At 41.3% G+C, this 11,407-nt stretch carries 9 protein-coding genes; 8 read left to right on the top strand and 1 reads right to left on the bottom strand.

The window, feature by feature from the left end:
* Window positions 1-171: 171 nt before the first annotated feature.
* Genes MTBBW1_RS20135 through MTBBW1_RS20120 form a run of 4 tightly spaced genes read left to right on the top strand, consistent with a single transcriptional unit; the run spans window position 172 to window position 6,615 of the window.
* The gene (locus MTBBW1_RS20135) at window positions 172-2,286 is read left to right on the top strand and encodes a type I restriction-modification system subunit M (RefSeq protein ID WP_080806500.1); all 2,115 of its coding nucleotides are present in this window, start codon (window positions 172-174) and stop codon (window positions 2,284-2,286) included.
* Window positions 2,286-3,602: a restriction endonuclease subunit S gene (locus MTBBW1_RS20130; protein WP_080806498.1), complete on the top strand. Its 1,317-nt coding sequence runs from the start codon at window positions 2,286-2,288 to the stop codon at window positions 3,600-3,602. The genes MTBBW1_RS20135 and MTBBW1_RS20130 overlap by 1 nt, the downstream gene beginning before the upstream one ends.
* Window positions 3,599-4,633, top strand: a complete 1,035-nt coding sequence (locus MTBBW1_RS20125; RefSeq protein WP_080806496.1) for a PDDEXK nuclease domain-containing protein — start codon at window positions 3,599-3,601, stop codon at window positions 4,631-4,633. Before MTBBW1_RS20130 ends, MTBBW1_RS20125 begins: the two co-directional genes overlap by 4 nt.
* A complete protein-coding gene (locus MTBBW1_RS20120; RefSeq protein ID WP_080806492.1) occupies window positions 4,630-6,615 on the top strand; it encodes a type I restriction endonuclease in 1,986 nt (661 codons plus the stop codon). Before MTBBW1_RS20125 ends, MTBBW1_RS20120 begins: the two co-directional genes overlap by 4 nt.
* Here MTBBW1_RS20120 and MTBBW1_RS20115 read toward each other — a convergent pair.
* Complete coding sequence (locus tag MTBBW1_RS20115; RefSeq protein WP_080806489.1) at window positions 6,608-7,984, bottom strand: hypothetical protein; 1,377 nt, start codon at window positions 7,982-7,984, stop codon at window positions 6,608-6,610. The two genes, MTBBW1_RS20120 and MTBBW1_RS20115, sit on opposite strands and share 8 nt — an antisense overlap.
* Window positions 7,985-8,225: 241 nt before the next feature.
* Here MTBBW1_RS20115 and MTBBW1_RS20110 point away from each other — a divergent pair, with 241 nt between their 5' ends.
* Genes MTBBW1_RS20110 through thpR form a run of 4 tightly spaced genes read left to right on the top strand, consistent with a single transcriptional unit; the run spans window position 8,226 to window position 11,368 of the window.
* Window positions 8,226-8,933: an ATP-binding cassette domain-containing protein gene (locus tag MTBBW1_RS20110; RefSeq protein WP_080806487.1), complete on the top strand. Its 708-nt coding sequence runs from the start codon at window positions 8,226-8,228 to the stop codon at window positions 8,931-8,933.
* The gene (locus MTBBW1_RS20105; protein ID WP_080806485.1) at window positions 8,923-9,705 is read left to right on the top strand and encodes an ABC transporter permease; all 783 of its coding nucleotides are present in this window, start codon (window positions 8,923-8,925) and stop codon (window positions 9,703-9,705) included. Before MTBBW1_RS20110 ends, MTBBW1_RS20105 begins: the two co-directional genes overlap by 11 nt.
* A gap of 4 nt (window positions 9,706-9,709) precedes the next feature.
* The gene (locus MTBBW1_RS20100; RefSeq protein WP_245809487.1) at window positions 9,710-10,768 is read left to right on the top strand and encodes an ABC transporter substrate-binding protein; all 1,059 of its coding nucleotides are present in this window, start codon (window positions 9,710-9,712) and stop codon (window positions 10,766-10,768) included.
* A 12-nt stretch (window positions 10,769-10,780) separates the two neighbouring features.
* Complete coding sequence (gene thpR, locus MTBBW1_RS20095) at window positions 10,781-11,368, top strand: RNA 2',3'-cyclic phosphodiesterase (RefSeq protein ID WP_080806482.1); 588 nt, start codon at window positions 10,781-10,783, stop codon at window positions 11,366-11,368.
* The last annotated feature ends 39 nt before the right edge of the window (window positions 11,369-11,407 follow it).

Raw genomic sequence — 11,407 nt, 5'->3', positions numbered from 1 at the left:
TGTTAATCTTGGGAATCCTGATTCAGACAGTGTTGACAAGGCTTACAAGATCATAGGTGTCGATTTTGAAAATCTTGGGTATCCTGATTCAGACTGTATTGACAAAACTCAAAAGATCATAGGTGTCGTATTTTAGTATAAAATCTCTAGAAATAACATAGAAAGTTTAACATGAACCATACAACCCAAAACATCATAGTAAACTTTGTCTGGAACATCGCAGATGACGTCTTAAGAGACGTCTATGTCCGTGGGAAATATCGTGACGTAATTCTACCGATGACCGTTATCCGAAGACTCGATGCTCTTCTTGAGCACACTAAAGAAGCTGTCCTAAAAATGAAAGAGACTCTTGATTCAGCAGGTATCGCCAATCAGGATGCTGCACTTTGCCAGGCTTCTGGTGAAGCATTTTTCAACAGCTCTCCTTTTACACTGAAGGATCTAAAAAATCGGGCAAAACGCCAACAATTAAAAGCAGACTTTGAAGCATATCTTGACGGCTTTTCTCCAAATGTTCAGGAAATTCTGGATAAGTTCAAGTTCAGAAACCAGATACCAACACTTGTCGAGGCAGAGATTCTCGGTGCATTGATCGAAAAGTATTTGAATCCAGATATCAATCTCAGTCCAAAGCCAGTGCTGGATGCTGATGGCAACGAGAAGATCCCTGGGTTAGATAACCACAGCATGGGAACCGTCTTTGAGGAACTGATCCGCCGATTCAATGAAGAGAACAACGAAGAGGCTGGAGAACACTTCACTCCCCGTGATGTGGTGAAACTGATGGCTGATCTGATCTTTCTCCCCATTGCCGACCAAATCGAATCAGGAACCTATCTTGTTTATGACGGTGCTTGTGGAACTGGAGGTATGCTGACCGTTGCAGAAGATCGTCTGCAAAATCTCGCTTCAGAGACAGGAAAGGAAGTTTCCATACATCTTTATGGGCAGGAAATCCAGCCCGAAACCTATGCCATAGCCAAAGCAGATCTTTTGCTTAAAGGAGAAGGTGCAGAGGCGGATAATATCAAATATGGCTCAACACTGTCAGCCGATGCTTTTATCTCTAATCAATTCGATTTCATGCTCTCCAATCCTCCATATGGCAAAAGCTGGAAAACCGATCTTGAACGCATGGGCGGAAAGAGTGATATAAAAGACCCACGCTTCATTATAGAGTATGGAGATGATCCAGAATACAAGATGCTCACCCGATCCAGCGATGGACAGCTCATGTTTCTTGTCAACAAGCTGATGAAAATGAAAACCAGCAGTAAACTTGGCAGCCGCATTGCACAAGTTCACAACGGCTCTTCTCTTTTTACCGGTGACGCCGGGCAAGGTGAAAGTAATATCCGCAGATGGATCATCGAAAATGACTGGCTTGAGGCGATCATAGCTCTTCCTGAGAACATTTTCTACAACACGGGTATCTCAACCTATATCTGGGTGCTGACAAACCAAAAATCCAAGGAACGCAAAGGTAAGGTTCAGCTTATTGATGCAACCAATTGGTATCAGTCCCTCCGCAAAAACATGGGTAAGAAGAACTGTGAATTAAACGAGAGCCATATCCAAAATATCTGTAAATTGATAAGCCAGCCGGAAAAAACTGAACAATCCAAGATCTTCACAAACGAGGCATTCGGGTATTACAAGGTGATCGTAGAACGCCCACTACGCCTTAAAAGTCAATTTACCAAAAAACGGGTTGAACAATTAAGAGACAAGAAAAAACTGCATGATATTGCAAAAGAGATCTTCACTATTGTCGGTGAAGAGGTGTTTACAGATTACAATCTGTTCATGGATAAAATTGACTCTGCAATGAACGATCAGGATATCAAAGCCACCGCAGGACAGAAGAAAACAATCGCCAGAACCATGAGTGAAATTGATGAATCCGCAGAGGCGGTGATCAAAAAGAGCCATAAAAAAGGCAAAATAGAAGCCAATCCACTTTACGGCCTTTATGAAACCACAATAAACGGCAAAAAAGCTGTAGTTGAGTATGAGCCAGATACCAATTTACGAGACTCAGAGCAGGTTCCCCTTTTGGAGGATGGAGGCATACCCGCCTTTATTGAACGGGAGGTGCTGCCATATACTCCCGATGCCTGGGTGGATAAATCCAAAACCCAGATCGGCTACGAGATATCATTCACCAAACATTTCTATAAACCTATTCCAATGCGGACTCTGGATGAGATAAAAGCAGATATCTTTGCCATTGAGCAGGAAACCGAAGGTCTGCTTGAAGCGATAGTCGGGGAGGCTGATTGATGGAGGCTTATCCTAAGTATAAGGATTCGGGTGTGCCTTGGTTGGGGTGCATTCCTGAACATTGGACAACTAAGCCTGGTCATGCAATTTACAAAGAAAAATTAGATAAAAATATTGGCCTTATTGAAAAAAGGATTCTCTCGTTAAGCTACGGTAAAATAATCATCAAGCCAGAAGAAAAGCTCAGAGGTTTAGTTCCTGAATCGTTTGAGACTTATCAAATTGTAGAACCTGGGGACATTATTATCCGTTCAACAGATATGCAAAATGACCATACAAGCTTAAGAACTGGTTTGGTAAAAGATAAAGGAATAATTACTTCTGCATATCTTTGTCTAAAATCATTAAATCCAGATCGCTCAAATTTTAATCACTGGCAATTGCATGGGCTTGATTTAATGAAAGTCTTCTACGGATTGGGCTCTGGACTTCGACAGAATCTTTCTTGGAAAGACTTCAAACGGTTGGGGCTCACCATTCCTCCAATACATGAGCAGAATCTAATCTCCCGATACCTCGATTGGCAATCCTCAAAAATCAACAAATTCATAAAAGCCAAGAAGAAACTCATTTCTCTACTGAAAGAACAGAAACAGAACATCATCAATGAGGCGGTAACCAAAGGAATCAATCCCGATGTTAAAATGAAAGATAGTGGGGTTGAGTGGATTGGTGAGATACCAGAGCATTGGAATCTAAGAAAATTAAAACATATTGCTAAAATGAAAAGTGGTGACAATCTTACTTCTGTAGAGATTGAAGAAAAGGGTCAATATCCAGTTTATGGGGGCAATGGAATAAGAGGGTATTATCATAGATTTAATCGATCTGGAAGTTTTCTTCTGCTTGGTAGGCAAGGTGCATTATGTGGCAATATACATCGTGTAAAAGGTCAATTCTGGGCAACTGAACATGCTGTGGTGGTTACTCTCAAAAAAGATATATGTCTCAATTGGTATTATTATATGTTGATATTTATGAATCTGAATCAATATTCAGAAGCTGCAGCTCAACCAGGAATATCGGCTGAAAAAATTCAAAATTTGAGAACCACTGTTCCTCCCTTAAATGAACAAGAACAGATAGCTAAATTTATTGAAGAAGAAAACTCTCTCATAGATAAAACTATCACCCGTGCAGAAAGAGAAATCGAACTTATCCAGGAATACCGCACCCGCCTTATCTCCGATGTAGTTACAGGCAAAGTTGATGTCCGCTCCATAAAAATTCCCGATTTTGAGCCTGTTGAGGCCGATGTGGAAGCCCAGGAAGAAGAATCTGAAGATGAACCGGTTGCGGAGGAGATTGAGGGATGAAAAAGAAAGATTTTCCGGAAGTGCCTGAAGGTTATCGCCTGTTGTTACTCAGTGTCAAAGATCGAGTTCGCTTTGCCCAGTACGAAGCACTGAAGGCCGTCAACAAGGAATTAGTCGGCTTGTATTGGGATATTGGCAAAATGATTGTGGAGCGACAAGAACAGTCAGGCTGGGGAAAGTCTGTCGTAAAACTATTGTCTACGGATTTGAGAAAAGAATTCCCTGGAATCCGGGGTTTTTCAGCTCAGAATCTGTGGTATATGCGTCAGTTTTATCAGGAATATCACGAAAGCAAAAAACTCCAACCACTGGTTGGAGAAATTGCCTGGACTCATAATTTGGTTATTATGAGCAAATGTAAAGATCCTCAGCAACGAGAATTTTATATCCGCATGACTCGTAAATTCGGCTGGTCAAAAAATGTGCTGATTCATCAAATTGAGAATCAGAGTTATGAAAAATCACTGCTGGGGCAAACCAATTTTGACCGCACATTGACACCGGAATTACAGGCTCAGGCAAAGCTGGCAGTTAAGGACGAATATACCTTTGATTTTTTAGAGTTGGGAGAAGAGCACAGCGAACGGGAATTGGAAAAAGCTTTGATCGCCAGAATTGAAGGGTTTCTGCGGGAAATGGGCGGGATGTTTGCCTTTATGGGCAGTCAATACCGGCTGGAGGTGGAGGGAGACGAATTTTTTATTGATCTTTTGCTTTTTCATCGCCGATTAAAAGCATTGGTGGCCATTGAGTTAAAAATTGGTAAGTTTCAGCCGGAATATGTGGGCAAGATGCAATTCTATCTGACCGCACTGGATCGACAGGTGCGCATGGAAGATGAGAACCCCTCCATCGGTATTATTTTATGCAAAGAAAAAAAGCGCACAATTGTTGAGTATGCGTTGCACGATGCCCAAAAGCCAATCGGAGTGGCAACCTATGAAATCACCAAAATATTGCCAAAGGCTCTCAAAGGAAAACTACCAAGCCCGGATGAAATTTCAAAATTACTGGAAGGGTTCGAGAAATGAAATTCACCGATACAAGCGAAGCAGGACTTGAAAGCATTATCGTCAGATCATTGATCGAAGGAGCAGGTTATCAATCGGGAAACCCCTCGGATTATGATCGTTCCCACGCTGTTGATCTTGTAAAACTCACTTCATTCATTCAGGTAACTCAACCTGAAATTGAAAGCCACCTCTACCTTGAAGAGGATTGCCCCAAAAGAACTCAGTTTTTACACCGTTTACAGGGAGAGATTGCCAAACGGGGTATTATTGATGTGCTCCGTAAAGGGATTAAACACGGCCCTGACGCCATCACACTCTTCTATGGCACTCCCACAGCAAATAATGAGAAAGCCAGGGAACTGTTTGCTCAGAATATATTCAGTGTGACCCGTCAATTGCGGTACAGTGGTAGCGAAACCCAACTGGCTCTTGATATGGGGATTTTCATCAACGGTCTTCCCATTGCCACCTTTGAATTGAAAAACAAGCTGACCAAACAGACGGTGGAAGATGCTGTTCAGCAGTATAAAAATGATCGTGACCCCAAGGAGCTTCTGTTCCAGTTTGGTCGCTGTGTGGTTCACTTTGCAGTTGATGACCATGAAGTACGCATGTGTACCCACCTTAAGGGTAAGAGTTCATGGTTTTTGCCATTCAACAAGGGATTTAACGACGGTGCCGGCAATCCACCCAATCCGGCAGGGTTGGCAACAGATTATCTATGGAAAGAGATCCTGACCAAGGATCGCATCACTGATATTCTGGAAAACTATGCCCAGATTGTTGAAGAAAAAGATGAAAAAACAGGAAGAAAGAAGGCAAAGCAGATATTCCCCCGTTACCACCAGTTGGCGGTTGTGCGTAAGCTTCTTTCAGATGCCGAGAGATTTGGTGCAGGCAAACGCTATCTGATTCAACACTCGGCAGGAAGCGGTAAATCCAATTCCATTGCCTGGCTGGCACACCAGTTGGTGGGGCTGGAGTACGCTAAAAAAACGGTTTTTGACTCCATTATTGTGGTGACGGATCGCCGTGTTTTAGATAAACAGATTCGTGACACCATAAAGTCATTTGCCCAGGTTGGTAATGTGGTCGGGCACGCTGAACGCTCTGGAGATCTACGTCGCTTTATCAACCAGGGAAAGCAGATCATCATTACAACGGTTCAGAAATTTCCTTTTATCCTGGCGGAAATTGGCGATGACCACAGAAAGAATCGTTTTGCCATCATTATTGATGAAGCCCACTCAAGCCAAGGCGGGCGGACAGCCACAAAAATGAACATGGCACTTTCTGCAAAAAATCAGATCATCACCGCAGCCTCATCTGAAATGCTTCTGGCCGCTGAGAATGAAGTGGCTTACATGGTTCACCAGGATGAAGAAGAGAGTACAGAAGATAAAATCAACAGGCTTATGGAAAGCCATAAAATGCTGACCAATGCCAGCTCTTTTGCCTTTACAGCAACGCCAAAGAACAAGACTCTGGAAATTTTTGGAGAGCCTGACCCACAACCGGACGGCAGGGTAAGGCATTATCCATTCCACAGCTACACCATGAAGCAGGCGATTCAGGAAGGATTCATTCTTGATGTGCTAAAGCACTATACGCCGGTGGAAAGTTTCTATGTTCCTTCAGGTGGTGGTGGCAGAAAGCCTGAACCGGAGCTTGATCAACTAAGCAATATCATCAAAACATTCAATGACCTTTTTGGAAACATCAACTGGAAAGATGCTGATGATATAGGGAAAGTCATTACCGAAAAAATTCCGGATAAAGTGGCTGCTGACCCTGCGTATCAAAATGCCATGAAAAACTCTGACAAACAGAATGCCCGTATTGAGCATGACAATGCACTTGGACGTGTCATGGTAGAGTTGATTGCTGATCACACTGAGCTTTTCAAGCAGTTCAGCGATAATCCATCATTCAAAAAATGGTTGGGAGATATGATATTTGGTGTAACCTATTCACAAAATGAAACTGAACATGTCAATTAAGGCTAATTTTGACACGCATGGCATTACCTTTGAGGGTTTCACGATTAACAAGGCAGCCATAATAAAAAACGACTTCACTGTCATGGGGAATAACAGGGAATCCAATTTCACCTGATGAGCCTGAAGAATCCTGCATGGCAAGAGGCAGATCAAAACCTGAGACCTGGGTTCCAAGTGTTGTACTGGCAAATGGAAAAAGAGCGGCCCCGTCATATTGTTTCCATCCTTCAGAAGATTTAACTATTATTTCATTATCGACAATTATGATTGCAAAAAGCTCTCCTTTGTTCCCTGCATCTTCATCTGCAACATAAAGAGACGGAGAAATCACATCGCACGCATCAGAGATCTTTGTCAAAGGCAAATCCCAGGAAGCAATAGTATCAATTGATTTAGTATTCTGGGCAAAAGCAAAAACTTCTTTTTCTGTTTGCTCATCCTGTAAAATATGAAATCGAAGTGCGTTGCCAAGCAATTCTGTTTTTCCCTCAACATTAACTGCATAATACAAAAACACTTCACCCTCATAATTCTCAGGCAGCAAGGTGAGGGGAAAGTCAAACCCTGTCAATGTCATTAACGATGGAGATTCCATTGAGATATCGTCAGATATTGATGGATTGCCGGAATTTATCGACATAAATGGTATCAAGTCTCCATCATAATACTCTTCCCATCCCTGATCTGTTTTTAACATAATGCCTTCATCCATAAGGAGTGCGGCAAACAGTTTTACTTCACTGTCTGATTTGATATGGGAAACCTCAAGAGAAGGTACAATTTCTCTGCATCTATTAGATATGGGAGTCAATGGTAACTTACCGGGGTTTATTTTGTTCACAGCAATAGCAGTTGAGCAGATTTGAAATTCATCACATTGTATTGTCTCAGAAGATTCAACTCTAAACCGCAATGCATTTCCTGCAAAATAAGGCTCTTGTATGGCATATCCATAAAAAAGGTCTATGCTGTCACCAGGTGTGTTTATAAGACGATTTCCATCAAGGGCAAATTGCTGAAGTGTATCACCCAGATCAAATTCCTTGAACATTGTTACTTCACCCATGTAGAGTTTCCAGCCGGATTCACCCATGACAAGTGCCCACTGTGAGTGCAAAGCCATGGCAAAAAGGCTGACCTCCTTACCCTGATCCTTATCCGGAATGATCAGAAGAGGGTCAATTGTGAAAATCTCATCAGGGGAGATTTCTATTATCAACTCCTCTGCATCCATATCCTGAAATGGAATAACCGGCTGTTCAGGAGCAACAGTTTTTGCAAATGCCAGACCGCTAATAAACAAGCACAGCATAAGGAGAAACATCAGTTCAAGCAGGCATTTTTTATATGTTAGTTTATATATTCTCATAATTCTTTCCTGTCTTTTATGTTGTTGAATACCCCGAACCTGACTCATTATTATAATGACATTCAAAATAAAAGAAAGCAAGAAAGATGCAATTTTTGTTGGATTTATTCCACAAAATCATTATTATATAACTACTTGTAATCTTTCATATCTATTCAAGCTTTTTTGCTTTTTTGCTTTTTTGCAAAAAAACGATAAAAGAGAAACAGATTGAAAATATCACCGCCCAATGGAGAAGCATATGGAGCTAACCTGCAAAAATTTGCAAATTTACTATCCTCAAAGCAACACTTCTGTCATAGAAAATCTTTCATTTTCCATGAAAAATCCCGGATTTAATGCTGCCTTTGGACCATCCGGTGTTGGAAAAACAACCTTTGCAAGGGTAATATCCGGTTTGCAGGCACCATCATCAGGAGAGATTGAAACCCGAAATATTGACAGGATTCTCTACACATACAACTTGGAGCGTATTCCTGGCTGGTCAACCATAAAGATGCATATAGACAGGGTAACCGACAGCATTAGGGAGCCATTAAAACAAATTCTGATTGAAAAATTTGCAATGAAAGAGGTGATGCATCTTAGATTTTCCCAGCTTTCCATGGGGCAACAGAATCGAATCAACCTTATCCGTTATCTGTTACAGGATTTTGATCTTCTTGTAATGGATGAGAGCCTTGCCAATGTTGACGAAAAACTAAGATCAGAGATCATTCTCACTGTCAAGGAGCTGTTTCCTGACAAAATGTTCATTTATATTTCACACCATCTTATGGAAGTATCAAGATTCTGTAACGAAATTCTTGTATTTGCCAATCCATCTGACCGGCAAAGATACACTATGGTCAAAGGGCTTGATTACAAAAAAGGAAATATCAATAAGCCTGAAACCACCATAAAACAGCTCCTTGATACCACCATGCTGGAGATAATGAATGCTTTTTAAACGGATATTTCAATTTATCATAGTATATTTTACAGGCATCATTTCTCTTATGATTATAAAATATACGCTCTCCCTTTCCAACTATGTCATTCCTGGACTGCCTGAACTTGCTGAAACTGCCTGTGACCATTTCGGTCAATATTTTTTTGATGTCATCAACACCCTTTCTGTCACCCTGCTTGGCCAGATCATCTCAATTTTTATGGCATTTGCAGTTGGCATTGCCGGCAGAAAATCATCATGGACAGGTTCATTTATCAAAGTTACAGCCTACAATATACAGGCATTTCCCATTGTGGCTCTGGCTCCAATTATTTTTATACTGCTTGGCGACGGTTTTCTGTCACGCCTCCTTATTGCTTCCATGATATGCTATTTCCCTCTTCTTCTATCGGTATTGGGTATCATGGCGTCACCGGTTAAAGATATGGAACATTTCTATCTTGTGACCGGAAAAATGCGCTGGCAACTGGAGATAAAAATAAGGGCATTTGAAAACCTGGGCAAACTTACCACAGTTATAACCGGAAGCGCCACCCTTGCAATGGCCGGAACCATTGTGGGAGAATTTATTGCTGCAAATGCCGGCATAGGCTACAGTATAAGAGTAGCCCTTTATCAAAGTGATCTTGGAAAAATATTGATAGCCCTTTTGATGATAGGTATTGTTATTTCGATATACCAGGGTTTTCTGGAAACAGTTGGAGAGCGTATCAAAGCCAAATGGCTTGGAACATCCGCAGAAAGCACCAGCTTGACAAAAGAGGTCTAAAAAAATGAAACTCACTGCTTCAACTACTCATCTTCCCATTGACAAAAATCATGATTCCCGCAATCAAAAACCATTTTTTTTTACGGTTCCTATCCTTCTGTTGATATTTTTTGGAATAACAATAACTATTCCCAAACCTATGCATGCAGAAAAAAACAACATCAACTACAGGCTAAAGTGGCTCTTTAATGCAAGCGTGGCAGGAGATATTTATGCTGACGAAAAAGGTTACTTCAGGGCTGAAGGTATTGATGTAACTGTAAAAGAAGGAAGCCCTGAAAAAAATGCCATAAACGAACTGGAACTTGGATATGCTGATTTTGGTGTTGCATCTGCTGATCAGGTCATTCGGGCAATTAACAAGGGGGCAGATGTCTATGTCATTGCACAACTGTTTCAGGTAAACCCCATGCAGTGGATCTACAGAAAAAACAGTGACGGAACCAAGGAGTTTGAAATCAAAACCCTTCAGGATCTGAAAGGACGGCATATAGGCATCACATTCGGCGGTAATGATGAAACCATAATGAACACAATTTTTACTCTGGGTGGCATCAAAAAAAGAGAGGTTAGGATTACAGGTGTCAGGTTTGACTTTACGCCATTTTTGAGAAAAAAGGTTGAAATATGGCCTGTTTACAGAAATTCACAGGGAGTCATTCTTGAGGATAAACTGTATAGGGAGGGGGAATCTGTGGGTTTTTTTAACCCGTCAGATTTTGGGGTTAATTTTGTGGCCAACTCAGTTATAACATCTGGCAAAATGTTACAACAACACCCAGAAACTGTAAAAAAATTTCTTAATGCTCTAATTGAAGGATGGGATGCTGCCATGAATCCTGAAAATGAAGCCATTACCCTTGAATTAGTGAAAGAGAAGGATAAAAGCAGCAGCAGTGATATAATAAAAAAACAGATTTTTGAAACAAGAAAACTTGTGAAACCTACAGAGTCATGGGAAACAGGTAAAATCAATGTTGATGCCTGGAAACAGACAGAGGCTATAATGCTGAAGGAGAAACAGATAGAAGAGCCTGTTAACATTGAAAAATTTCTTAAATAAAAGGAGGTCGCCATGCCAGCTACCGGTTCTTTTCGGGCATTTATTGCCATATCCCTGCCAGATTCAATTGTACTTTTTCTGCAAAAGCTCCAAAGTGATATCAGAACCAAATTTCCTGATATTACAGGTTCATGGACAAAAACTGACAGCATGCATCTTACCCTTAGCTTTCTTGGAAATATCCATATGGAGCAAGTTGCAAATATCAAGGCTGCCATGAACATTGCAGCATCCCAGGCCCCGAGCTGCAAACTATTTGCCTCAGGATGCGGCGTTTTCCCTTCAGTCAAAAAAGCAGGAGTACTTTGGAGCGGACTAAAGGGAGATACCATGGAGATTTCCAACCTACATTCAAATCTTACAACCATACTTGAACGTAGAGGATTTCCAAGGGAAAGAAGGAGTTTCAGGCCTCATTTAACCATGTGCCGCTTAAAAAAAGAGCATGACCCGCTAATGCTTGCTCAATTGATAAAATCATTCCAGAATGAAAAATCCCTGAGTTTCCGATGTAAAACAATAGATCTGTTCAGAAGTGACCTCAAGCCATCAGGGGCAGTTCATACACTTGTTTATTCTGCCCCACTCTCTGGCCGATAATAGGGACATCATTAAAACAAGCTGTTACTAAGACTTTCG

The organism is Desulfamplus magnetovallimortis, from assembly GCF_900170035.1.
Classification (GTDB): Bacteria; Desulfobacterota; Desulfobacteria; order Desulfobacterales; family Desulfobacteraceae; genus Desulfamplus; species Desulfamplus magnetovallimortis.
This window is presented reverse-complemented; position numbering and strand designations above follow the sequence as displayed.